The organism is Desulforhopalus glucosivorans, from assembly GCF_054397165.1.
Genome location: NZ_AP044854.1, coordinates 3,055,330 through 3,079,826 on the forward strand (window position 1 = coordinate 3,055,330; position 24,497 = coordinate 3,079,826).

Here is a 24,497-nt window from a genome sequence, read left to right on the forward strand (position 1 = left end):
CATTGAACATTATGCTTCCATCTCTTCAGAGAATGGAAGCATAAAACTAAAGATTGTTCCTGTAGGTACATTTTGCTCAGCCCAGATCCTGCCATCATGATCTTCGACTATTCGTTTGCAGATTGCCAGACCAAGCCCTACCCCACTACCAACTCTTTCACTTTGATTTGCCTGGACAAATTTATCAAAGACAAGTTCAAGCTGATCTTCTGCAATCCCCACGCCGTGATCAACAATTCTCACCTTCCATGCGGGATGCATTATATTGTCAATAAGGAGATGGTCAGTACCAATATCAATATAAATTTCCTGTCCTGGTGAGGAAAACTTTATAGCATTGGACAACAGGTTTCTCAACACTTGGAAAATTCTTGTCTGGTTGTAATTGCACAGCAGTGGAAAATGCGGCTGCTGGTAGCTGAGTGTAATATTGCTCTCATCAATCATTGCCCGAAATTCGGCAACGATATTTCCTACATCTTCGCCAAGATCACACTCTTTGGAGTCCGAACAGGCTGAAAGCGATTCAAGAGTACTCAGGTCGAGCAGGTCATTAAGCAATTCAAGCAGCAGGTCTCCACTTGTGACAATCATCTTGAAATAGGACTCAAGTTTTTCCCAGTCCTTAAGCTGTGATCGTTTCTCACCCAGTCGTGCAAAGCAGAGTATAGAGTGCAAAGGTGTTCGCAGTTCATGGGACATGGAGGCAAGAAATTCGGACTTGGCTTCATTGGCTAGCTGTGCAGCATGTAAGGTCTTCTGCAGGGTAGATACATCTGTACAGATTCCAGCTGTTGCATAAATAATGTTGTCACTGTTTTTAAGAGGAAACTTATGAATGAGTAGATTCCTCTCCTGCCCACCGAGATGAAAGGTACCCTCAAGTTCAACGGAATCATTTGTTACAGCGATCTCTGAATCCCTGAAACTAAAAAAACTCGCAACATTTTCTTCAAACACTTCAAAGTCTCTGCGATTCTTCAGCTCCTCACGGGATTTACCACAAATATCCTCAAAGGTTCTATTCACCGCGATGTAACGACCTTGCAAGTCCTTACAGTAAAGCGGCAATTCAATACTCTGAAGGATAGCCTTCATATACACTTCGCTATCAGTTAAAGATTGCTGTTTTAAATTTCTACTTGCCCGGGCACCAACACTATCAGTCCTGTCTCGCAGAGTAAGAAATAACACCTTGTGTTCAAACCAGAGAACCCGTCGTAAGTTAATACGTACATAATAATCGCTGTTATTCAGCCTCATCCAGCATGAAAATGAGCATTCTTTACCCTTTTTGGCCTTTTCAAAATGATCTAATATTGCCTTATTAACGGCTTCCTGCCCCTGTAATATCTCTGATAGCCTCCTCCCCAAAACCTCTTCCGCGGGTACTTCCATAAAATTGAGCATGGTCTGATTTACATCGAGAATTCTCGCATTCAAATCAGCTATGATAATTCCATCATATGAGTAATCAAACAGCTGACGCATCTTTGCCTCAGCGCTCTCTGCCTCCTGCTCCCGTTGTTCGTTTTGCTTTAACACCTCTTCGATATGAGTCATGGATTCTGAAAGCTGATATGTCTGCTGCTTATACAAAAAGGTGGTGATGAGATTATCCCAGAATTGTTCATTCCAGAATTTTAGCTGACCGGCATTAAACAACATAAAGAACACCATGGCAGCCACAATTGGAAGTAACTCGAAAGAACCTGCAAATCCAGCTACAATGATACCTGGAAAAAAGGCACAACAAAGGTAGGTAAGTGCTAAATCACGCCAGATAAAAAAACTCGAAATTGCGCCCGCCCCGATTCCAACAGAAACTATAAGAATAAGCTCAACCGGCAGACCATAATAGTAATAGTAGACAAAAAGAGCCGTTACAATACCCCATATTACACCCATTGTATTAACACTGTAAAAAAGCAGATAGAGGGGTCGTGTACTAAACGCCCTGGTCTGAGATTTGAGAGCATTAATTGCATAGGCACGAAGCGCAACAGCACCTGCCATCAAGATACAAAGTGGGTATGCAAGAAAAGGCCTCTCCAAATGATAACCTGAACCCAGCAGAACCAGTACGAGACAAAGAGGCATTATCACAGTACCCAGAAGCGCACGTTTTCCCAGTTCATGAGAGGCTTTCAGCAACAGGCTATCCCTATCTTCCTTACATAAGGAGATTCCCCGCTTTTTTTCAGCTCTTCTCATGTCCTGTAATACAATCATTATTAGCCCTGGCCTGCGAATTTCAAAACAACCTAAAAGGAGTTCAATTGTAATAAAAACAAATACATCAATATATTTTTAATACATGAACAGTAACTACACAATACATAGAGGAATAGTTAAATTTCTCTTGTACCTATCATTTTCATGCATTTAACTATTTTTTTCAAGCCCAGGACTTGTGCAAAACTTTTTTTAAACTTTTTACAAGTGAATAAAACTGAAGATTTTTTCTACGAGCCCCACAACTCAGCATGTTAGGCACATTCGCTATATTCATCACAAACACTTATACATAAGTCAAGCAGGTATTATCATAAACCCTACAAAAGAGTACTTTCGTTTTGGTTTCACTTCGCTGATCTCAATGAAATCAGGAGCTTTTATCGGTTTCATTTTCTTAACATCTGACAATCTATTGCTTGACTCAAAATGCAAATATTCATATTATGCCAGCGTTTGACAGTTGTTAAATTTAAGTTTTACAAATCAATAATGGTGTGAACCGAGCTATCTGTAAAAGGAGCATGGAATGTTGGAACTCAAGAAAGGCGAAGATATACTCGAAGGCGTTGGTGGGATTAAAACTATCTCAGAAGCCCGGGAAGTCTTTAGCAGCAAAATTGACAGCACAAACAGAGAAAAATTAGAGAAAATCACCAACGAAGAAGCATTAATCAAAGTTGCTAATGCTATCTCCATGTGTCGACCAGACAATGTCTTTATCAACACAGGATCGCCAGAAGATCAGCAATGGATCCGCGAATACTCTCTTGGTCAGGGAGAAGAGAAAAAACTGGCAAAAGAAGGTCACACTATCCACTATGATTTACCCCAGGATCAAGCTCGCCTCGTTAAGCAAACCTTCTACATTGTAAACGAAGGTGAAAAAATGAGTTCTCTTGCCAAAACAATTAAACGAGAAGAAGCTACCAATTATGTAAAGGAATTCCTACCAGGCATTATGGCTGGTAAAACACTAATAGTTGGCTTTTATAGCCGTGGCCCTGTTGGTGCGGAAGCTACGCTGCCTGCCATAGAAATTTCATCTTCCGGCTATGTGTTACACTCAGCTGAAATCCTATACCGAAACTGCTTTGCCGATTTTGATGCGGAGGTAAAACGAACCGGACTCTTTTTCACCAATGTTCACGCTGAAGGTAACAATACACCTGAAGACGTTCCCAATGCTCGAATCTTCATGGACCGCAGCTGGTTCACGACCTATTCAACATTCTGCACCTACGCGGGTAACACCCTGCTATTGAAGAAAGGAAACCATCGGTTTAGCGTAGACTATGCAACATATTACAAACTTGAAGAACAGCTCTCTGAGCATATGTTCATCACCGGAATGACAGGTCCTGACGGCCGTAAGACCTTTTTTGCAGGAGCAGCACCTTCTGGTTGTGGCAAAACTACCACCGCTATGGTTGGCTCAGATTTCATCGGAGATGACCTTGCCCAGTTCTGGATTGACAAAGAAGGTATTTTACGTGCAATCAACCCTGAAAAGGGAATTTTCGGCATCGTCGAAGATGTCAATAGAGAGGGTGACCCCTACCTGATGGACTGTCTCCGCGGAGACGGTACCGAGGTTATCTGGTCTAATGTTCTTATCAATGACGGTGTTCCACATTGGGCTGGCAATGGCGAGGAGCATCCGGACTCTGGTTTCAATTTCCAGGGAGAATGGACCAGGGGTAAAACTGACGCAGAGGGTAAAGCAATACCTATATCCCATAAAAATTCCAGATGTACCCTGCTCGCTTCTGCTATTGCAAACCACGCAACTGATCTTGCCGATAGTCCAGAAGGTGCTCCGGTTAAAGTTATTACATACTCGGGTAGGGATTCAGACACCATGCCACCTGTATGGGTTGCTAAAAATGCAGATGCAGGTGTGGCCATAGGAGCCTCAATTGTATCAAAGGCAACTGCCACTGAGGTTGGAGCCACCGGCGTCAATCGTCAACCGTGGGCAAACGCGCCTTTTATCCCTGGGGCACTAGCAGATTATATGAAGGCACAGTTCGCCTTTTTTAACTCATCTAAATTCAGCACCACAACGCGGCCAATAATGGCTGGCCTCAACTACTTTCTCAACAAAGAAAACAGGGGCGGAGAGGGCACTGAACTTCTTGGCGAGAAAAAAGATGTTAAGGTATGGCTGGGCTGGTTGGAATTATATGCCCACGGCGATGTTGAAGCAATTAGCAGTCCCATCGGATTGCTGCCTAAATATGAGGATCTGGTTGAGCTGTTCAAAACCATTGACAAGCCATACTCCAAAGAGTTGTATGATATGCAATTCGCCCTGTATTTAGATAAAATTGTTGCAAGAATTGACCTGCAGCGTGAAGCCTACAGTAAAGAGGCAGATATACCTCAAACACTTTTTGATGTATATGAGACACAAAAAGGTGAGTTACTGCAACTCAAAGAAAAGCTTGGTCCCATAGTCCGAGTAGACCAACTTTAATATGTTTTTTGTATCTGGAGTTCGCTAAGCGGACTCCAGATTTCACATATGAATCAAACCGAACAGTCTACCAAAGAAAAAACTGCCCTTGAAGTACGGCTCAGATCGCTGACCCATAGAGAAGAACTCAATACTACTTCGCTTATCCTGTCTGCCGCAGGAATTTCCCACCGGATTAACTTCATATCAGACAATCATATAGAAATATACGTCCACATTGACGTTTTAAATCAAGCAAGAGAAGAGCTTGATAATTACGAAGAAGAAAATCTTCACTGGCCACCTCAACGATCGGACGATGACTACTCTCCTGTTTTCAGGGCTATGACACCAATAGTAATTGCAAGCCTTGTGTACATCTATGGTTTAAGTGGTGAATGGAGTGAACATGGTAGACTGTTTAGTGCAGGAGCTGGAGACTCAACAGCAGTATTTGCTTCCCACCAGTACTATAGACTTATAACTGCACTTACTCTCCATGCTGACGCTGTGCACCTTATGGGAAACTGTTTTTTAGGCGGATTTCTCCTTCACTTTCTTTTACTTTCCACAGGAAACGGTATTGGCCTCTTCACGGTGCTCATAAGTTCATGTATCGCAAACTTTATCAATGTGTTTCTGAGGGGACCTGGCCATCTGTTTGTTGGTTTTTCAACTTCTGTCTTTGTGGTTATCGGCATGCTCTGCGTTATTGGCTTTGCAGGAAAATCAAAACAATCAATCCTGCCGCTGCTCATGCCTGTGATGGCCGGCCTGTCTCTTCTTGCGTTACTTGGGTCAAGCGGTGAACGAACTGACCTTGGGGGACATCTTTTTGGTCTTCTCTGTGGCCTGATTGCTGGTAACATTGTTAAGCTTAATGGTTTTAAAACATGGCGAGGTTCCATCATTTTTCAGACCGTACTTGCACTTCTCTCCTACTGTATAGTTCTGCTTTGTTGGCGCACTGCGCTTGCAAGTTTGTAAATAAGCCAACCTACTGATGAATTAAATGACGATTGAGATTGCAATCAGGTCAATGAATTATTAATCTTATCAGTTGACTGAGTAATGAATATTTGGGGAACACACTACTATATTGTTTAGAAGTGCTCAGTTCCCTACTCCATAAACTTTAATACATTGACGAGCAGGAGACCATCTATGTCCAATCAGGATCAACAGCCTCCTTGGGGGAAGAAAAATAAACCTCAAACCCCGGAAGAAGTTGTCGCACAACTGATTAACAAACTTCAGGATTTTTTTGCTGACAACAAAAAGCCATCTCCACCAGGAGAAACACCTGAGAAACCATCAGGCCCCTCAAACCCTTTTGCAAGCATCGGCAAACTACTCGCTGTAGGACTTGTGATCATCGTTCTTCAGGGTGTCTACTCCTCATTTTTCAAGATTGCCCCAAGTGAGGTAGGTGTTGTTTTGCGCCTCGGCGAGTACTCACGAACCACCCCGCCAGGACTGCATTTCAAAATCCCTTACCTTGATAAGCTATACAAGGTTGATGTTGAAAACATCAGAAAGGAAGAATTTGGCTTTAGAAGTCGGTTCCCAGGTCAGCAGGCAACATTTGATCGCCGCGGCTATGATATGGAATCATTAATGCTAACCGCTGACAAAAACGTTATCAACGTTGCATGGATTGTTCAGTACCGTGTCGCTGACCCATACGCCTACTTATTTAAGGTAGCCAATGTTCGCCAGGCCATTCGTGATATGTCTGAAAGTGTTACAAGACGAATCGTAGGTAACATGGACTTTGATTATGTTCTCAGTAACCGTGATCTTCTGGCTGCATCTGTTAAGAATGAACTCCAGGATGAACTCAACGGACTCTTCCCAACAGGAATGCCAGGTGTCAACATTGGAACAGTTCAATTCCAGGACATCAATCCACCCGAGACTGTTAAACCAGCGTTTAATGAGGTTAATGAGGCGGATCAGGATATGAAGCGCCTTGTGAATGAAGCCCAGGAAACATTCAACAAGGTTATCCCAAAAGCTGCGGGTGATGCGAAGAAAATTATTGAACAGGCATACGGGTACAAGGCTCAGCGTATAAATGACGCACAGGGTGAAACCCAACGTTTTACCGATATCCTCAAAGAGTATAAAAATGCTCCTGATGTAACACGCCAACGTATGTACCTTGAAACCATGAAACAGATATTGCCAAACGTAGAATCTATTTATGTGATCGACAAGGATCAACAATCACCAATTCCACTGATGAATATTACCTCAGCTGCAGGAATTGCTAATCAACCTAAATAGATAGAAACTACATAAAGGAAATAAATATGAAACAGATAGCACAATTTCTCCTTGTTGGTCTCGTTCTTCTGGCAATTGTTATTGTCTATGACGGCTTTTTCATCGTTGAAGAGGGACAGCAGGTAGTTATCACTCAATTTGGTGCGCCAGTGGGTGATCCTGTAACGGAAGCTGGATTACATTTTAAAATGCCATTTATTCAGCATACAGAGGTTTTCGAGAAGAAAATTCTCATCTGGGACGGAGATCCTAACCAGATCCCAACAAACGATAAAACATTTGTCTACCTTGATGTTACAGCAAGATGGCGTATTACCAATGCCCTGCAGTTTCTTCAAGCGGTAAATAATCAGGCGCGCGCCCAATCTCTTTTGAGTGATATTATCGACGGTACCGTTCGCGATATGGTCAACAAAAATGATCTTATTGAAATTATCAGAAGTTCTGACTGGTCCAGAGAAACCATGTCAGAATCAACATCTGCTGCTGCCATCGGTCGTAAACCTGAAAACGGACGGGATCAGATTGCAAATCAAATTCTCGAAGTTGCCTCCAAAGTCACCCCCCAATACGGTATTGAGCTTATCGATGTTATGATCAAAAGGGTAAATTACATTGAGTCAGTACGACTCAAGGTGTATGACCGTATGATCTCTGAAAGAAAGCGTATTGCAGCAGAAAAAAGATCAATGGGTGAAGGTGAAAAGGCTGAGATTCTTGGTACTGTGGACCGTAGACTAAAAGAAATCATCTCAGGTGCTAATAAGGAAGCAGTAACCATTAAGGGTAAGGCTGATGCAGCGGCTACCAAAATCTACGGTGATGCTTATTCACAAGATCCTGATTTTTACGCCTTCCAGAAAACTCTTGAGAGTTACTCCTCTATTGTAGGTAAAAACAGCTCTCTCATTCTTTCCTCAGACTCAGACCTCTACAGGTATCTAAAATCTGTCGATGGTAAATAGTAGTTATTCATAATCCTGAGGTGTGATCATCACACCTCAGGATTTTTTTCCGCTGTTACTGCTCGCTCCCACCTTCTGCATCAAGCCCTTCACTCGTCCCAGGATACGCAACTTTCTGCTCTTTAACGTAGGGAATTCTCCCTTTTGCCGTGAGCAGATCGTTAAATTCCTCCAGCTGTTCGTCATCTTCAATCTCATCAACCTTGAGCTGTTCAAATCGACAATTACACTTACTCAATGTCCCGGCGCACCATGGGCAGATCTCAATAACACAGCCGAGTATATGTTCTTCCCCGTCGACGACCCCGCAAGCTGGACAAGTCGTATCAGTCCCATCGTCATCGAGGACATACGGCTCAAGTTCATCTACCTGAGGACACTGTTTTATAAATTCAGCCTGGGAACTGAAACCAAAAAAGGAAAGCACTTCAACAGGTATTTCTTTTAGGTATTCACAAATAAGGAGCACTTCCTCGGGGGACACAACGTACATATAGGCATAGTCAGTTGTAACAATAACAAAAAGACCAACACCACCTTGCTCCATGAGGCAGCTCACTTTGCAAACAGGCTCCTCTCTTGCTTCAGGGAGAACGGTATAATATTCCCTCAACAGTCGTAAAATTCGCTCACTTTCACAATAGGAACTGATAAGCCCCCGTGCAGTTTCGAGATCCTGCTCCCCTACAGCATATTTAACATAGAGCTCAATCTCATCTAGTAATATTTTCTTTTCATCCTTCACTGTAACTCTCTCCTTAATGCATACTAACACCCCACAAGGGGGTATAAGTGCCTTGGGGGGATGATTAAATCTAAAATTTCAACAACAATTCCTGAGCTTCTCGAAGTCTACGCTACCTGTTTTTTTATGACAGGCTTTCAAAAGTAAGGCAGTAAAAAACCGCATCTTTTCAGAACATTCGCTTTGTACCTCCTGTACATCAAGGCATTACAAAAACCAATTCCTTTCCCGATTTGCGTAAAAATTCAATATAGTGTATAGTCTCTTCCTTTAGGTCAATCCAACCACAAAATCATGCCGCGAAAGTAACTCGGCATTTGATGGGCGTTTGAAAGTTCCTTCCGGTTTTTTTACCCTACTCCGTAGTTTAAACCTGGTAAACGAGAAACAAGCCAGGATATGTACTTTCGCTCAATTCATTCTTAAAAAGAAGAACAGCGTCATCGAATGAATTTACAGGGTACTAACACCCCACAAGGGGTATATGTGCCACGGGAGTAAGATTAAACTTAGGATTTCAAAAACAGTTCCTGAGTTTCTCGGAGTCTATGCTACCTGTTTTTGTGACAGGCTTTCAGGAATAAGGCACTAAAACGCAACACTGTTTTCATGTTACCGGGAAACCATCCCAACCTGTTATCAAATATTTCATGAAACAGAAATCATCATTCTGATTTTGTTATATTGTTCCATTAACCAGAGGATTTTTATGTCACAAGAATTTGCAACACTTACCATTGGAGAAGAAACTTACGAGCTACCACTTATCAAAGGCACCCGCGGAGACAAAGCTATAGATATTCGGACCCTCTTAAAACAGACCGGCTATATCACGCTTGATAGTGGCTACATGAACACAGGTGCTACCACATCATCTATCACATATCTTGATGGTGCGAAAGGAATTCTTGATTATCGAGGCTACGCAATTGAGGAATTGGCCGCAAATTGCTCTTTCACCGAAGTGGCCTATCTCATTCTCCATGGTGAATTACCAACCTTTGATGCCCTCGAAGGTTTTAAACATGACATGAGAAGATTCGCACTTCTCCATGAAGATATGATCCACTTTTTTGATCATTTTCCACCTAACGCTTCGCCAATGTCAATCCTTTCTACCACAGTAAACTCCCTGCATAACTACTACCCGGAAATGGATGATGAAGATGACCCATATGGAGGGATCACCGTAACAGCTGCACGCCTACTTGCTAAAACCCGTACCATCGCAGCCTTCTCTTACAAAAAGAGTATAGGCCATCCACTGGTATACCCAAGTCCGCGACTCAACTATTGTGAGAACTTTCTCAATATGATGTTTGACCGTCCTAACCTTCCATATCATATAAAACCACAATTTGTTGCGGCACTTAATAAGCTCCTTATACTCCATGCGGACCATGAACAGAACTGTTCCACATCAACAGTACGACTGGTAGGCAGCTCCGGGGCGAACCTATATGCATCTATCTCTGCAGGCATTAGTGCACTCTGGGGACCATTGCATGGTGGAGCCAATCAGGCTGTAATTGAAATGCTGGAAGCCATCCAAAAAGATGGTGGCGATTATAAAAAATACATCAAAAAAGCAAAGGACAAAAATGACCCATTTAGACTCAGCGGCTTTGGTCATCGCGTCTATAAAACATTTGATCCACGGGCCACTATAATCAAAAAAGCGTGTTCCGATATCATGGAGGAAATGGAAATCAACGATCCGCTCCTGGATATCGCCCTTGAGCTTGAAAACCATGCCATCAACGATGACTACTTTGTCTCGAGAAATCTCTATCCCAACGTGGATTTTTACAGTGGTATCATCTACAGGGCCATGGGAATCCCGACAAATATGTTCACCGTAATGTTTGCCCTCGGCAGATTACCCGGTTGGATTGCCCAATGGACAGAAATGAAGGAAGATAAGGAAAACGCTAGAATCGGTCGTCCGCGTCAGATATACTCAGGAAATACCAGAAGAGTATTTACTCCTATGAAGGACCGCTAAACAAAAATTTAAAAAAGAATTAAAGGGGCCAGATTACTCTGGCCCCAACAGCTATTTAGCAAGGCTTGTTCCTACTTCAAAGTTTACCACCAACGGAACATCCAGCTTCAGGGCTCCTTCCATTGCACCTTTGATAACGCTCTTTGCCTCTTCCAGTTGACTCTCCGGCAGTTCAAACACAAGCTCATCATGAATTTGAAGTAACATACTCGCCTGTAACTTACTTTCACGAATCGCCTCATCACAATGAATCATCGCAAGCTTAATAATATCTGCAGCTGTTCCCTGGATTGGGGTATTAATCGCCATTCTCTCTGCAAAGTCACGCTGATTCCTGTTTTTCGCATGAATATCAGCCACAGTTCTACGTCTACCAAGAAGTGTGGTAACAAAGCCGTCTTCTCTAGCTGTTAGAACAATGTCATCCATAAACCGCTGGACACCACTATACAGATTAAAATACTTATCGATAAATCGTTGGGCATCTTTTCGACTGATCCCTAACTGATTCGACAGACCGAAGGCGGACATACCATACACAATACCAAAATTGATAGACTTGGCTATCCGTCGCATTTCCGAATTCACAAGCATTGAAGATACACTGAATATTTCTGCAGCGGTCCTTGCATGTATATCAGCACCTGAACGAAAAGCATCCATGAGCGCCTCATCCTGTGAATAGTGAGCGAGTACACGGAGATCAATCTGTGAATAATCAGCAGACAAAAAGACCATACCTTCAGCAGGAACAAATGCACCTCGGATACGACTGCCCTCCTCTGTTCGAATAGGAATATTCTGCAGGTTTGGATCACTTGAAGAAAGCCGACCCGTTGCAGCTACGGCCTGATTAAAAGAGGTATGTATTCGACCGGTAATCGGATCTTTCAGCTGGCTCAATTTATCAACATAGGTTGAAATGAGTTTGGCCGTGGTCCGATATTGAAGGACCAGTTCTGGTAACCTATGGGTGGGGGCGAGTTTTTCAAGAACCTTTACATCTGTTGAATAGCCGGTTTTAGTCTTTCGCCCATGGGGTAGTCCCTGCTCTTCAAACAAAATCGTGCCTAACTGACGCGGAGAGTTAATATTAAATTCATGACCTGCCAAAGCATAAATTTCTTTTTCAAGCACGGCGAGTTTTTCTTTAAATTCAACTGAAAGAGAATCGAGAATATCAAGATCAATACAGATACCGGTTATCTCCATTTTGGCGAGAAGCGTAAGTACCTTCATCTCCACATCCCAAAACAGTGAAGCGACACCGCAGGCATCAAGTTTTTCTTCTAACTCCTGCCACAGCACCAGAGTGCCATACACATCTTCACAAGAGTAGTTAACAGCCTGATCAACTGCAACATAGGCAAAACTGTCTTCTCTCTTGTCTCCAGCTACAACCTCGCGAAATGGAGTTAACTTAAGCCCGCGCTCCTGACAAAGATCGTCCAGCTTAAGTGATCTGCCGCCGGTTTCCGTTAGATATGCAGCGACAAGAGTGTCTGCAACAGGCCCCTTAAGCTCAATTCCGGAGTGTTCTCTTAGTACCGTATAATCATATTTCAGATTATGGCCGATCTTGAGAAGTCCTTCAGACTGCAGATACGGTAACAACTTTGCCATAACCATTTTTTCATCAAGCTGACCTGGAACAGGTTTTCCTTCATCATCCAGATGACCAAGTGGTATATAGTATGCCCGTTCAAGACTTGTGCAAAGTGAGAGTCCCACCAGTTTTGCATGTCTTGCATTAAGAGAGGTCGTTTCAGTATCCACAACAAGAATCCCGGCCTTATCAAGCTCAGCTAAAAGGGCTTCTAACTCATCTTCTTTGGTCACTGAATAAAAGGTGTCTGTAGAAACTTTTTTAGAAGTATCAATCCCTTTTAGGAGCGCAGAGAATTCAAGCTCTGTATAAAGCTTTGCCAGGAGCGTGTCATCTGCAATTGGTAAACTAAAGCTATCAACAACTGTCGGTACCTCAACATCTTTTTTAAGATCAATTAACTCTTTTGAAAGATAGGCCTGCTTTTTATTATCAATGATTTTCTCTTTCATCTTCGATTTTTTAAGCGTATCGACCTGTTCATACAAACCATCAAGACTTCCATACGCAACAATCAACTTTTCAGCAGTTTTAGGACCAACGCCAGGGACTCCGGGTATGTTATCTGCTGAATCGCCAACGAGAGAAAAGAAGTCGAGAAGTTGATCAGGTCGAACCCCATACTTTTTCTCAACCTCTGCCTCATCCATCACTTTATTCTTCATGGGGTCAAACATAGAGATATTGCTATCCACCAGTTGTAACAGGTCTTTATCACCTGAGACAATAACCACCCTATAGCCATCCCTTGAATATTTATCTGCAATTGATGCCAGGATATCGTCTGCTTCAACACCAGATTCCTCCAGCAGGAGAATATTTGAAGAAGTGACAAACTCTTTGATAAAGGGAATTTGTTCTCTAAGATCCTCAGGCATAGGCGGTCTGTTCGCCTTATATTCGGGATAGAGATCGTGGCGAAAGACCGGTCCTTTTGCGTCAAATGCAATAGCCAAATACTTTGGACTCTTATCATTGATGAGCTTTTGTACCATTTTCACAAAACCCAGGACCGCATTGGTTGCAACCCCCTTACTGTTGGTAAGAGGTGCAATCGCATGGTACGCCCTGTAGATATATGCACTACCATCAATTAGATATATTTCGTCTTTCACGTACGACTCCGTTTAATTTTTAATTACTCTAGCTCGACTTGCTCATGATCTGTGCTACAAACTGCGTGCGGTAATAGAGAAATCCCATTCCTTCACAGGCAAGACATTAAATATAGCTGGTTTTACCTCGTTTGTATTCTAGAAACTAAGGAATAGTAATGGATTTTGAGCAAAAAAAAGGCTCTGGATTCACATCCAGAGCCATATACAATTATTATGTATGTATTGCTAATTTGACGCCCTCACCCAAGTAGCCTGGGGCCCCTTGTCTCCATAGCTCTCACCAAAGATTACGCTATCACCTTCAGTTAAATCATCTATGCTGAGATTTTTTAAAGAATTTTCATGAAAATAGATATCCCTCTGATCCACAGAGGTAATAAAACCATAGGATTCATGGGGAGAAACCTTTCGTATGATCCCCACACCATCTGACTGATCACTACTTGATGCCTGCTTCTTATTTTTACGTTTTTTCCTCTGAATCTCTTTAAGCTGTAAAGCAAGCACATCAAACGACTCGGTTAAAGCCGCACGAACAATTTCAGAACTTCTACTCACAACAACAGTGTCGTTGGGAACAGTTGCAACAAGTTTGATCTCATAGCCACCCTGCTTATGGGCGGTTGTTGCCTCGATGCTAACACGTAAATGGAGAACGAAATTGGGGTAATGCCGAATAAGTTTCTTTTGCTCCTCTTCGATCTTAGTCTGCCAACCTTTACGTAACTCAACATTTCTGGCTTCGATCTTTAGTTCCATATAATTCCTCCATCAGTGATTAAACAGTGTGGAACACTGCTTTCTCATGCACTACATGTGCAACCTTCCAGATTGAAACCCTGTCCGCTACTGAAAGAATTGTGCAGGGACAAGCTCAACCTGCTTATACTTCTATTATATTCTCCTGTTGGTTTTAATCAAGGAGGGTCGTTTTTTTTCCTCAAAAGAATGAGTGAAATTTCAAGAAATTTTAATTCCTTTCAGTGTTTTATAGCTTTTGTATATATTTGGTATTAAAGTTATTGGCCGAGATAAGATCACACCTAAACCCACGAGAGAACAGATATGAAACAGAAAAAACACGGTATCATACTGCTGAATATGGGGGGACCGGAAAAACTGGAAGATGTTCAACCGTTTCTTAACAATCTCTTTTCAGATCGGGATATTATCAGACTAGGCCCCGCCTTTCTCCAGAAATACATTGCCCGCTATATCGCTCACAAACGTGCACCAAAATCGAGAGGTATCTACCGTAAGATTGGTGGAACCTCTCCACTTAAAAAGATTACACAGAGCCAGGCTGCAGCCCTTGAACAGACCCTAAACAACACGGACAATGATACGTACATCGTCACCATCGCCATGCGTTACTGGCCTCCTTTTTCCGATCAGGCCGTATCAGAACTCCTTGACCAAGGTGTTGATAAAATTACAGTCCTGACCCTTTACCCTCACTACTCTAAGGCCACAACCGGATCATCTGTCTCAGAGGTAAAAAAGAGTATAGAAAAAATCGCCCCCTCAATGCCGACACGCTACATTAAGGAATGGCCGGAGCAACCATTATATATTAAGGCATTGGCTGCAAACATAACCGCAGGCCTTGAAGGATTTAACGATCAAGCCGTGGAGGTCGTTTACAGCGCACATAGTTTGCCGACATCCTATATAAAAGAAGGTGATCCATATGTGGATCATTTGCTCAACACCATTGCAGCCATTGAGAAAATCACGAACATTAAGGGCAAGATCTGTTACCAGTCTCGCAGCGGCCCGGTCGAGTGGCTCTCACCATCAACGCCGGAAATGATACAAACCTTAGCAGATGAAGGTTGCAAAAATATCCTCATGGTTCCTATCAGTTTTGTTTCTGATCATGTGGAAACACTCTATGAGATTGATATTCAATATAAAGAGGAGGCGAAAGAGCTCGGAATAGACCTGAGGTCGTCTGCATCACTCAATACAAATCCTCTCTTCATTGAAGCTCTAAAAGATCTCGTCCTTGCAGAGACAGACTAATCAATCAGCTGCCACCCTCTGACATGGCTGGTTGAAAGCGACGCATTCTCACATTCATCAAAATAGCCAGTCCAACCATGGTGGTGAGCAGAGAAGAACCACCATAGGACACCAGAGGCAGCGGAATGCCGACCACGGGTAAAAAGCCCATAATCATAAAGAGGTTGATCACCGCCTGCCAAAAAATCAAAATCACCACTCCAAAGGAAAGCAAAACCCCAAACCTGTCTTTTGCGTTCATAGCCACATAGAGCCCCCATATCAGTAAAAAGAAATATGTTCCTAAAAAGACAAGCGATCCAGCAAACCCCCACTCTTCCCCCCACACTGAGAAGGCAAAATCAGTATGGCGTTCAGGCAAAAAATGCAAATGCCCCTGAGTGCCTTCGAGGTAACCTTTACCAAACTTACCACCACTCCCAACAGCAATCTTTGACTGCATTATCTGATAACCGTGCCCCATTGGATCATTTTCTGGGTGGAGAAAGGTTTGAATTCTCTGTTTCTGATATGGTTTTAACACCCGTTCCCAGGCAAAGACAGCAAGCCCGAGACCAACTGACCCCAAAATGGTGTAGGTAGACATCTTCAATTTCACAAACACTGTCATGGTAACAAAAATGATCCCAAGCATCAGCGCCGTACCAAGATCAGGCTGTTTTAGGATCAGGATGAAAGGTAGTGCAGTAAGAGCAATGGGAGCCGCCAGATCTCGAATAGAGTAGCCATCATTTATCTCCTTTCTTGAATAGTAACTGGCAAGGGAGATCACCAACATCAACTTAGCGGGTTCAGAGGGCTGTAACTTGAAAAATCCAAGATTTATCCAACGCTGGGCCCCACCTGCAGAGTCCCCAACGACGTAGGAGAGTAACAACAGGACTATTATAGATATGTAGAAAGGGTAGTTCCAGAAATGCAGTTCCTGATAGTCAAAACTGATAATAAAGACAAAGATTGCAAAGCACATAAGAAAAAAATATGCCTGTTTTATGTACGGTGGAGTGCCATAGAGTTTTGGTGGTGAGGAGGCACTATACAGGTTAAAAAATGCCATGGTACAGACAAGAAATATCAGAATCATCAGCACCATATCAAAGTGTTCCAATAGTCTTCTGTCTACGCGAAACATACACACACACCTGAAATTATTTTTGATTTACGCATAATATCGATCAAACGAAGTAATTACTGGACTATCTGATTAAGACGTCCACTAAAGTATTGTTTTAATACAGCTCTTGCAATGGGGCCAGCACCTGAACCACCGTGCAGTCCATGCTCCACCAGTACTGTTACTGCGATCTCCGGGTTGTCGGCAGGTGCAAAACAGGTAAACCAGGCATGATCCCGGTATTTATACGGAATATCTTCCTCTTTAAGGTGCTTGTACTGGGCGATCTTAACCACCTGGGCAGTCCCTGTTTTACCGGCGATACGTAAACCATCTATGGCAACCCGTCGCGCTGTTCCCCGCTTACTGTGAACCACCTGTTCCATTCCATTTCTAATCAGTGAAAAATAGCGATCATAGCCGGTCAATTCAGAGGTTAATTCAGGCTTAAAACTCTCAACTATTTTGCCTTCAGGGTCGACCACCTGCTCGACGAGTTGTGGCCTGTAGACCTTTCCTCCATTAGCCAGCGTTGCCGTCATTAGACATATCTGCAGTGGACTTGTGAGATTAAAGCCCTGTCCAATTGCAACTGAAAGGGTTTCACCTTCCTGCCATTTTGATTTTCGGTTTTTGAGCTTCCACTTCTTTGTAGGAGTAAGACCGGATTTTTCATATTCCATCTCAATACCCGTACGTTGGCCGAGGCCGAGTTTGTTTGCATACTCAGCTAAAGAATCAACTCCAACACGTTGGCCTACCTGATAAAAATATACATCACACGATTGGGCGATTGCCTTTTCAAGATTTACAGGACCATGCCCACTATGCTTCCAGCACCTATAGGTCCTGTTACCAAAAGAGTAGCGTCCCGGACAGTAGAACACTGTGTCTTCATCAATAACCCCCTTAGCAAGCCCTGCAAGGGCCGTGACCATTTTATAGGTAGAGCCAGGAGGATAGGTGGCTTGGGCGACCTTATTGATAAGAGGGTGTTTAGTATTATCAAGTAAGGCCTTCCATTTCTTGGAAGAAATACCACCAACAAAATCCTCAATGTGTATGGTGGGAGCTGATACGGCGGTAAGAACCCGCCCTGTATTCACCTCCATTGCTACCACAGCGCCAGATTTATCACCTGCCTGCATATAGCTTTCTGCAATCTCCTGAAGATCAACATCAAGGGTCAAACGAATTTCCCTGCCAGGGAGAGGTTCCTCGGTTTTCAGCATCTGCTGCTCAAAACCTTTAGCGTCAACCTCTGTGTAACTATGGCCCTTTTCACCCCGCAAGTCATCCTCGCGAAGCCTTTCAAGACCACGCTTTCCAATGGTGTCTCCCCCACTGTAGACATCTCTATCGGAGGTGGCTAATTCTTTTTTAGTTATGGAACCAAGATACCCTATAACATTGGCTGCAAGATCATTGTAATGATAGACACGTACAGGCTGTACCTCTGTACGAATACCTGAAAATTCATGATTATGATTTTCAAGATAGGCTAGAGTTTTCCAGTCAATATCTTCTTTCAAGAGAACAGGGACATATCGCGGTGTACCGGATGCCTCACGAACCTTAGCCCAGAGATCTGCAACCTCCATTTCAAGTATCGGGGCTAGTCGCTCAAGAACATCACTTAAATCGTGGGAATCTTCCTGGATAAGGGAAACATTAAAGGAGGGCCTGTTTGTGACAATTTCTCGTCCAAAACGATCGAGCAGATGACCGCGCGGCGGTGCAAGCTGCCGTATTCTAACTCGGTTACCATATGCTCTTTTCTCAAACTCCTCCCCACTGGTGATCTGTAGAAACCAGAGACGTAGTACAATAACCAGAAAGAAGAATAAAATAACTACAGCGGCTGCCAGCAACCTCTTCTTCAGCTGGTCAAGAGCACCCTCATCCCGTTCTTCAATTTTCTGGGAGTCATTAAAGGATAATTTCAATCTCATTTCTTCACGCTAAAAAGATTTATTGCGACGACGCCGGGGAGGTTTGCCCCGAAGCTGACGCTTCAAGAGATGCTCATACAGAGAGTTACAAAGTAAAAACATTGGGATAGCCGAGACCGTTACAAGAGCAGTACGTTGCAGAGTGACCCCCCATGACCATTCGGGCACTAGATCAGGGGAAGAGAGGGAACAGAGAAAGTACATAAACATCTGAACGAGGAAGTAACTCATCCCAACCAACGGTATCTGGTAGGTGGCCTCTTTGACGGGACTTTTATTTGTCAGTAACTTAAGCCCGGTTAAGGTCAACAGACACATAAGTGGATATATCCCAAGTTGTATACCAGCCACAACATCAAGAATCCAGCCAAGGGTAAATACCAGAAAAATCCCGGGTATCCAGGCAAAACGGTAGGCCACAAAGGCCACAAATATAAAGATAAAATCTGGTCGGCCGAGCCACAGCGGTAGATATTGCAACAAGGTGGTCTGCAACACAATCAATAAGACACCCAGTAACCAGAATATGAGAACCATCATGATTCAGTCTTACCTCTTTGTGGAAAGATCCATAGAGTCTAGAATCTGGCGTCTATCGGTGGGATCGATAAGGACATGTTCAAGCTTTTGAAAGTCCACATGGGGTGTGACTTCTATCTCCTGAAACATTCCTCTTCGCTTTTTATACACCTTTGAAACATAACCAAGTGGCATTCCTGCAGGAAAAACTCCGCCAATACCTGCTGTTACAATTTCATCACCGACCTGAACATCAGCATTTTTCAAAACATAATGCAGAATAAACCCCTTCTCGCCGACACCTTTTAAAATCCCACGAATACGATTTTTCTGAATCATCGCATCGATGGCGCTGGATGGGGCATTTGCCAAAAGAATTTTAGAATAGTGTTCGCCAGTATGTATAACCTGCCCAACGACACCGGCTGGAGCAAGGGCTATCATACCATCGAGGACGTCATCTTTCCGACCGCGGTCTACTACAATTGTCTGATACCAGAAGGCGGGTTCTTTCCCAACCACCCGTGCAGCAAGGGGTTGAAAATGAAGTTTTTCCTTAAAGGCAAGTAACTCCTCAAAATGCAGATATTTACTATAACCTTCCCTGTATTCGCCAAGTTCAGTAAGATATTTATTAACAAGTAACTGAAGACGAGCATTTTCAGCTCTCACATTCCACAGAGCAATATAGTCATTTTTCAGGGAACTAATTCCCCCAACAGTTCGGGTGACTACACTCTGTAATGGCCCCATAAAGTCAAGGGTCAGCTGATGGGGAGTTCCAAATCGTCCACCTAACAAAGAGGCAAGAAGAAGTAATCCCACCAGGGCAAGTATGGCAAGGAGAAACAACACCCTGAGAGAGGAGAAGATTGTTTTATCCTGTTTGCTTTTAGATTTTTTTCTCACGGGTCACTACAGTCAGGGGCAAAAGAAAAGTGGTGGAAGGATATCCACCACCTGATCAACTACAACTACACCGCTTATTCGATTGTAACCTCGCGGAGAATATCGATGTTGTCGAGGGCCTTTCCAGATCCTAGTACAACCGATGAAAGTGGATCTTCGGCAACAATGATTGGCATTCCAGTTGCCTCTTTCAGACATTTATCGAGATTCTTCAAAAGAGCCCCGCCGCCTGTGAGAACTATACCATTGTCAACAATATCAGCTGCAAGTTCAGGTGGTGTCACCTCAAGGGCGACCCGTACGGCCTCAACAATAACATCGACCTGCTCTGCAATGGCGGATTGTATTTCTTCGGCAGTAATCTGCAGGGTCTTGGGTACACCAGACACGAGATCCCGCCCTTTAATATCCATGGTTTCAAAGGGTTCTTCAGGCATCACGTTGCCAATAGTTGTCTTTATCAGCTCAGCTGTTCTCTCACCGATGGCGAGGTTATGTTTACGTTTAATATATTGTAAAATAGCCTCATCCATTTTATCACCCGCCACGCGGACAGACTTGGCATAGACAATACCTTTAAGAGAAATAACAGCTACTTCCGTGGTTCCTCCACCAATATCAATAATCATATTAGCAGTAGGATCAGAGATAGGAAGCCCTGCTCCAATAGCTGCTGCCATTGGTTCTTCAATAAGGTACACCTCCCTTGCTCCGGCGGACTCAGCTGATTCCTTAACCGCACGCTTTTCAACCTGAGTAATACCAGAAGGTACTGAAATAATAATACGTGGATGGACGAGTGTGCGTCTATTGTGCACCTTATTAATAAAAAACCTCAACATTGCTTCGGTAACTTCAAAATCTGCGATAACACCATCTTTGATTGGTCGAATCGCAGTAATATTACCTGGAGTCTTACCAAGCATCATTTTTGCTTCCTGACCTACAGCCAACACCTTATTCATACGACCGTCCTGACGCACAGCCACAACAGATGGCTCGCGTAAAACAATCCCCTTACCTTTCACATAGAGAACACAATTCGCTGTTCCTAAATCTATCGCCAGGTCATTTGACAACCAGCCAAACAAAAAGTTAAATGGTGAATACATGCAGTTTTCCTTGAGAAGTGGGTGTTCCAAAACACCCTATATGTAATTTCCCACCCCGATAGCAAGCTAATCTGAGGTGGGAATAATTGAGTATATTACTTCGAAAAAGCTGTCATACAAGACATGATCTCCGAAGAGTATTTTCTAATCAGGAGTTTATAATAAGCATCAAAATATTTATTATGCTTATTTTCCAGTTTATCAACATTCGTATATCAGAGCAAACAAAGTACTATTGCTAAGCCTGCAAAACATAACAAACCTCATTTTCATTAGCAAGTTATATGCATACGTCATTCATACATTTATCATTTTTTATTGACACAAAAAACAAAGCCTGTTATTGATATCCCTGCTCTGCACGATGGTAGATTTGGGGGCTATAGCTCAGCTGGGAGAGCGCTTGACTGGCAGTCAAGAGGTCGACGGTTCGATCCCGTCTAGCTCCACCAAACATACGTCAACCTAGAGTATTACTAAGATACCGAGGGTTAGACACCTAGACAAGCCTGTAATTACTGCAATCCCGTACACAAAAGCGTACACAAGGAGCAGATGATTATGGGCTTTTCTTTTTCCTACTCACCACCAGAATACCTCCAGATTACTCACACCGGACTCGTCTATTTCCGATACAGAATACCGTCAGATCTCAAGGTGGTATTTGGTAAGTCTGAACTGAAGTACTCTCTTAAAACGAGAAACATCCGTACCGCAAGACAGTACCTTGCTTCGATTCTCCCTTTTGTACATGAGCTTACCCATAGTCTTCGGGGTGACTCTTCTGAGCAACCTACCTCTGTCACTCTTAAGCAGATAATCGATAAGCAAATCCATGACATTAGAATGTCTCTACACCCTCCTGTAATCCACTATACTAACCTTGTAAACCAGTCCCCTCAGAACGCCCCTAAACAGCCCACCATTGACAGTAAAAGTCAGGCTAAACAATCGCACCAAGACACCGCAATCACTCCAGTAACCGCCCTTCAAGAGTCTTTTTTCAACGAGAAGAAGCTATCACAGGAATGGAGGCCGAAGACCAAGGAAGATCACGAGCAAGTCTTCAAGCTATTCGTTGAGATCATAGGTGATATCCCTGTTGAATCCATCGACAAACCAATGATGCGTAGATTCAAGGATACTGTTGCCTCACTACCACCCAACATGAGAAAGGACAAGCGCTACCGGAATAAGTCTATCAAGCAGATCCTCAGGATGAAACCTGAGAAGACTATTAGCACACACACAATTAACAAGTACCTTTCTCGTCTGAGTAACCTGTTCAACTATGGTGTCTCCCATGGGTTCATCTCTGCTAATCCTGCTAATGGACTCAAGGTAAAACTGAAGGGTAGGCCTGACGAAGAGCGACAAGCATACTCCAGTGATGATCTACGTAAGCTGTTTGGTTCTTCAGAGTACTCCAGAAGATCATTCAAGCACTCTTACCAGTATTGGGTTCCCTTGATTGGTCTATATACAGGATGTAGACTCGAAGAGATCTGCCAGCTTCACCTTGAGGACATCAGTAAGACCGATAGTGTGTGGATCTTTGACATTAACGAGAGCAAAGAGAAGAGCCTCAAGAACCTGTCGAGTACCAGAGTCATTCCGGTACACCCTAAGCTAGTCGAGTTGGGGCTGCTGAAGCATATTGAGTTACTGAGACAACAAGGCGAGAATCGATTATTCCCTGAGCTAAGAAAAAGAAGAGACGGTTATAGTCAAGACGTATCGAGATGGTACCAAAGGTTCAAACAGAAGTTTGGCTTTGACTCCAGTAAGAACTTTCACTCATTCAGACACACCTTTATCACGCATCTTAAGCATAAGCAGATCGATCCGTTCATGATACATGAGCTTGATGGTCATACTATCCAGAGTGAGACAATGGGGAGATACGGCAAGAGGTTCACTCCAAAGATCCTGCTAAAGGAAGCAATAGAGAAGATCGACTATGGGATTGACCTCATTAGAATCTGACAGAGAAATGTCTAAGGTGGTATTCAAGGGAGGGAGGCTCAAGTAGTCCCCCCTTCCCTATATTCAATAATCAGACTTCAATAGTCTTCGCATCGACGACTGCTTTCATTACGGACTTTGTTCCAGATTTCGCTCCGGATTCTGAAGCATACCCCTGAGAAGACAAGATAACTTGGTGGTTCTTCGCTGTAAGATTGAAGTAAAACTTACCATTGGTCCCTTCCTTGAACTTGTACTGCCCTTCTTCGGGGCCGTTCTTTGTAACAGACTCAATACCATTTAAGGCAGCAGCCTTGGTCTTGTATCCCTCAGATGAACCAATGTTCTCGCCATTACCCGCTTTAAGTCTAAAACGAAACTCTCCAGCCTTATCTTTGTACAACTCAAACTTACCTGCCATGTGTTCTCCTCCATGTCTGTTAGTGGTGCCAGTAGATATCTATTGATATTGCGTGAATCTACAGTTGGTTATAACCACTAAGAAACTGTAAGCAACCAGAAGAAATGATCTTTACCGAATCTTTGCCTATGTATGTAGACGAGCAAATCGCAGACGCACGGGATGAGGCCAACGAGCGTGGCGAAGTGATCAAAGAGATCCGACTGTCTCATCAGGAGGCCCTAGCGTTTCGGCGTTTAACGTCGATGGGTTATTCGACGGTTCACCCCACAGGTGGACGTAGGCAGATCATTAAAGCCAAGCAGACTCACTATGAGGGTATCAAGATCATCTTTAGTGATACCTACAACCACGACTTCTAAAGAGGTGAACAGATGAGTGACGTAACCATTTTTGACTTTGGCACACTACAGATCCGGACGGTACAACTCAATGGAGAACCTTGGTTTGTCGCTAAGGATATCGCAGTAGCACTTGGGTACGCTTGGAACGCTAGTAAAACTGTGGGACATGTCCCTCCTGAGTGGCGAGGGGTGGAAACGGTTTCCACCGATAAAGGTAGTCAGGATTTGATCGTTCTATCTGAGTCTGGTCTCTTCTTCTTCCTCAACAGATCGGACAAACCGAAGGCTCTCCCCTTCCAGAAGTGGGTGAACGGGGAAGTACTCCCGACCATCCGTAAAACTGGGGGTGCCTACCTGACACCTCAGAAAGCTACAACCGACAGGTGATACAAAAAGAAATACTTTCGATACATTACAGACATATCAAATTGTACCACATTGAAGGATTGAACTGTCTTCTATAGAGGTGTAATAATGCCTACCTTGTACATTAGAGTAGACTGATATCATTAACAAAAGGATAGGCAATGGATATTGATGAAAGAGTGAAGTTCTTAATGCTAGGTCTTGCAGGAAGTTTTGTCTTGATGATGTGGAACGTGGGTGATGTAATACACCACACCGGAGATAGTGATTCGAAGACCTTAATGCTGGTGGGGATAGGTGGGTTTCTATTCTTTGGCTACAAGATGTTCAGAGTTGGGAAATAACAAAA

The 24,497-nt window shown here is 43.4% G+C and carries 20 protein-coding genes and 1 tRNA gene; 11 read left to right on the forward strand and 10 right to left on the reverse strand.

Going from position 1 to position 24,497, the window contains the following annotated elements; translation table 11 throughout:
• Positions 1-9: 9 nt before the first annotated feature.
• A complete protein-coding gene (locus ACX6CI_RS13360; RefSeq protein WP_458774141.1) occupies positions 10-2,232 on the reverse strand; it encodes a sensor histidine kinase in 2,223 nt (740 codons plus the stop codon).
• Between the two features lie 532 nt (positions 2,233-2,764).
• Between ACX6CI_RS13360 and ACX6CI_RS13365 the strand changes: the two genes are divergently transcribed.
• From ACX6CI_RS13365 to hflC, 4 genes are all read left to right on the forward strand, one after another.
• The gene (locus ACX6CI_RS13365; protein ID WP_458774142.1) at positions 2,765-4,714 is read left to right on the forward strand and encodes a phosphoenolpyruvate carboxykinase (GTP); all 1,950 of its coding nucleotides are present in this window, start codon (positions 2,765-2,767) and stop codon (positions 4,712-4,714) included.
• 48 nt (positions 4,715-4,762) lie between these two features.
• On the forward strand, positions 4,763-5,680 hold the full coding sequence (locus tag ACX6CI_RS13370; protein ID WP_458774143.1) for a rhomboid family intramembrane serine protease: 918 nt from the start codon (positions 4,763-4,765) through the stop codon (positions 5,678-5,680).
• A gap of 177 nt (positions 5,681-5,857) precedes the next feature.
• Positions 5,858-6,982: an FtsH protease activity modulator HflK gene (hflK, locus tag ACX6CI_RS13375; RefSeq protein WP_458774144.1), complete on the forward strand. Its 1,125-nt coding sequence runs from the start codon at positions 5,858-5,860 to the stop codon at positions 6,980-6,982.
• 26 nt (positions 6,983-7,008) lie between these two features.
• Complete coding sequence (hflC, locus tag ACX6CI_RS13380; protein ID WP_458774145.1) at positions 7,009-7,947, forward strand: protease modulator HflC; 939 nt, start codon at positions 7,009-7,011, stop codon at positions 7,945-7,947.
• Between the two features lie 55 nt (positions 7,948-8,002).
• On the opposite strand, the gene ACX6CI_RS13385 is transcribed toward hflC, so the two are convergent.
• Positions 8,003-8,692, reverse strand: coding sequence for a hypothetical protein (locus ACX6CI_RS13385; protein WP_458774146.1), 690 nt, complete (start codon positions 8,690-8,692; stop codon positions 8,003-8,005).
• Positions 8,693-9,401: 709 nt separating this feature from the next.
• Here ACX6CI_RS13385 and ACX6CI_RS13390 point away from each other — a divergent pair.
• Positions 9,402-10,697, forward strand: a complete 1,296-nt coding sequence (locus ACX6CI_RS13390; protein ID WP_458774147.1) for a citrate synthase — start codon at positions 9,402-9,404, stop codon at positions 10,695-10,697.
• Between the two features lie 51 nt (positions 10,698-10,748).
• On the opposite strand, the gene polA is transcribed toward ACX6CI_RS13390, so the two are convergent.
• Together polA and ACX6CI_RS13400 are read right to left on the reverse strand one after the other, a co-directional pair.
• The gene (gene polA, locus ACX6CI_RS13395; protein ID WP_458774148.1) at positions 10,749-13,418 is read right to left on the reverse strand and encodes a DNA polymerase I; all 2,670 of its coding nucleotides are present in this window, start codon (positions 13,416-13,418) and stop codon (positions 10,749-10,751) included.
• Positions 13,419-13,646: 228 nt separating this feature from the next.
• Positions 13,647-14,180: a cold shock domain-containing protein gene (locus ACX6CI_RS13400; protein ID WP_458774149.1), complete on the reverse strand. Its 534-nt coding sequence runs from the start codon at positions 14,178-14,180 to the stop codon at positions 13,647-13,649.
• A gap of 306 nt (positions 14,181-14,486) precedes the next feature.
• On the opposite strand from ACX6CI_RS13400, the gene hemH reads away from it, so the two are divergent.
• Positions 14,487-15,446, forward strand: coding sequence for a ferrochelatase (hemH, locus tag ACX6CI_RS13405; protein WP_458774150.1), 960 nt, complete (start codon positions 14,487-14,489; stop codon positions 15,444-15,446).
• Positions 15,447-15,450: 4 nt separating this feature from the next.
• Here the strand turns inward: hemH and rodA are convergent, their stop codons facing one another.
• The 5 genes from rodA to ACX6CI_RS13430 all read right to left on the reverse strand — a co-directional run bounded on the left by rodA (position 15,451) and on the right by ACX6CI_RS13430 (position 21,052).
• Positions 15,451-16,578: a rod shape-determining protein RodA gene (rodA, locus tag ACX6CI_RS13410; RefSeq protein ID WP_458774151.1), complete on the reverse strand. Its 1,128-nt coding sequence runs from the start codon at positions 16,576-16,578 to the stop codon at positions 15,451-15,453.
• Between the two features lie 56 nt (positions 16,579-16,634).
• A complete protein-coding gene (mrdA, locus tag ACX6CI_RS13415; protein WP_458774152.1) occupies positions 16,635-18,512 on the reverse strand; it encodes a penicillin-binding protein 2 in 1,878 nt (625 codons plus the stop codon).
• A 9-nt stretch (positions 18,513-18,521) separates the two neighbouring features.
• Positions 18,522-19,052 carry a rod shape-determining protein MreD gene (mreD, locus tag ACX6CI_RS13420; protein WP_458774153.1) on the reverse strand — a complete coding sequence of 177 codons (531 nt, stop codon included), beginning with the start codon at positions 19,050-19,052 and terminating at the stop codon, positions 18,522-18,524.
• 9 nt (positions 19,053-19,061) lie between these two features.
• Complete coding sequence (gene mreC / locus ACX6CI_RS13425; protein ID WP_458774154.1) at positions 19,062-19,940, reverse strand: rod shape-determining protein MreC; 879 nt, start codon at positions 19,938-19,940, stop codon at positions 19,062-19,064.
• 74 nt (positions 19,941-20,014) lie between these two features.
• On the reverse strand, positions 20,015-21,052 hold the full coding sequence (locus tag ACX6CI_RS13430; RefSeq protein ID WP_458774155.1) for a rod shape-determining protein: 1,038 nt from the start codon (positions 21,050-21,052) through the stop codon (positions 20,015-20,017).
• A gap of 376 nt (positions 21,053-21,428) precedes the next feature.
• Here ACX6CI_RS13430 and ACX6CI_RS13435 point away from each other — a divergent pair.
• Positions 21,429-21,504, forward strand: a tRNA-Ala gene (locus ACX6CI_RS13435).
• A gap of 109 nt (positions 21,505-21,613) precedes the next feature.
• Positions 21,614-23,038, forward strand: a complete 1,425-nt coding sequence (locus ACX6CI_RS13440; protein WP_458774156.1) for a tyrosine-type recombinase/integrase — start codon at positions 21,614-21,616, stop codon at positions 23,036-23,038.
• A 70-nt stretch (positions 23,039-23,108) separates the two neighbouring features.
• On the opposite strand, the gene ACX6CI_RS13445 is transcribed toward ACX6CI_RS13440, so the two are convergent.
• A complete protein-coding gene (locus tag ACX6CI_RS13445; RefSeq protein WP_458774157.1) occupies positions 23,109-23,438 on the reverse strand; it encodes a YegP family protein in 330 nt (109 codons plus the stop codon).
• Positions 23,439-23,542: 104 nt separating this feature from the next.
• Between ACX6CI_RS13445 and ACX6CI_RS13450 the strand changes: the two genes are divergently transcribed.
• The 3 genes from ACX6CI_RS13450 to ACX6CI_RS13460 all read left to right on the forward strand — a co-directional run bounded on the left by ACX6CI_RS13450 (position 23,543) and on the right by ACX6CI_RS13460 (position 24,492).
• Positions 23,543-23,800 (forward strand): hypothetical protein, encoded by a 258-nt coding sequence (locus ACX6CI_RS13450; protein WP_458774158.1) that lies wholly within the window; start codon positions 23,543-23,545, stop codon positions 23,798-23,800.
• Positions 23,801-23,812: 12 nt separating this feature from the next.
• Positions 23,813-24,169, forward strand: a complete 357-nt coding sequence (locus ACX6CI_RS13455; RefSeq protein ID WP_458774159.1) for a BRO-N domain-containing protein — start codon at positions 23,813-23,815, stop codon at positions 24,167-24,169.
• Positions 24,170-24,309: 140 nt separating this feature from the next.
• Positions 24,310-24,492 carry a hypothetical protein gene (locus ACX6CI_RS13460; protein ID WP_458774160.1) on the forward strand — a complete coding sequence of 61 codons (183 nt, stop codon included), beginning with the start codon at positions 24,310-24,312 and terminating at the stop codon, positions 24,490-24,492.
• Positions 24,493-24,497: the final 5 nt, after the last annotated feature.

Coding starts and splice junctions, on each gene's coding strand:
- ACX6CI_RS13400 (WP_458774149.1), bottom strand. CDS start 14,180: ATGGAACTAAAGATCGAAGCCAGAAATGTTGAGTTACGTAAAGGTTGG.
- ACX6CI_RS13455 (WP_458774159.1), top strand. CDS start 23,813: ATGAGTGACGTAACCATTTTTGACTTTGGCACACTACAGATCCGGACG.
- rodA (WP_458774151.1), bottom strand. CDS start 16,578: ATGTTTCGCGTAGACAGAAGACTATTGGAACACTTTGATATGGTGCTG.
- ACX6CI_RS13360 (WP_458774141.1), bottom strand. CDS start 2,232: ATGATTGTATTACAGGACATGAGAAGAGCTGAAAAAAAGCGGGGAATC.
- hflC (WP_458774145.1), top strand. CDS start 7,009: ATGAAACAGATAGCACAATTTCTCCTTGTTGGTCTCGTTCTTCTGGCA.
- ACX6CI_RS13460 (WP_458774160.1), top strand. CDS start 24,310: ATGGATATTGATGAAAGAGTGAAGTTCTTAATGCTAGGTCTTGCAGGA.
- ACX6CI_RS13450 (WP_458774158.1), top strand. CDS start 23,543: ATGATCTTTACCGAATCTTTGCCTATGTATGTAGACGAGCAAATCGCA.
- ACX6CI_RS13390 (WP_458774147.1), top strand. CDS start 9,402: ATGTCACAAGAATTTGCAACACTTACCATTGGAGAAGAAACTTACGAG.
- mreD (WP_458774153.1), bottom strand. CDS start 19,052: ATGATGGTTCTCATATTCTGGTTACTGGGTGTCTTATTGATTGTGTTG.
- ACX6CI_RS13445 (WP_458774157.1), bottom strand. CDS start 23,438: ATGGCAGGTAAGTTTGAGTTGTACAAAGATAAGGCTGGAGAGTTTCGT.
- ACX6CI_RS13440 (WP_458774156.1), top strand. CDS start 21,614: ATGGGCTTTTCTTTTTCCTACTCACCACCAGAATACCTCCAGATTACT.
- mrdA (WP_458774152.1), bottom strand. CDS start 18,512: ATGAGATTGAAATTATCCTTTAATGACTCCCAGAAAATTGAAGAACGG.
- hflK (WP_458774144.1), top strand. CDS start 5,858: ATGTCCAATCAGGATCAACAGCCTCCTTGGGGGAAGAAAAATAAACCT.
- hemH (WP_458774150.1), top strand. CDS start 14,487: ATGAAACAGAAAAAACACGGTATCATACTGCTGAATATGGGGGGACCG.
- ACX6CI_RS13365 (WP_458774142.1), top strand. CDS start 2,765: ATGTTGGAACTCAAGAAAGGCGAAGATATACTCGAAGGCGTTGGTGGG.
- ACX6CI_RS13370 (WP_458774143.1), top strand. CDS start 4,763: ATGAATCAAACCGAACAGTCTACCAAAGAAAAAACTGCCCTTGAAGTA.
- ACX6CI_RS13430 (WP_458774155.1), bottom strand. CDS start 21,052: ATGTATTCACCATTTAACTTTTTGTTTGGCTGGTTGTCAAATGACCTG.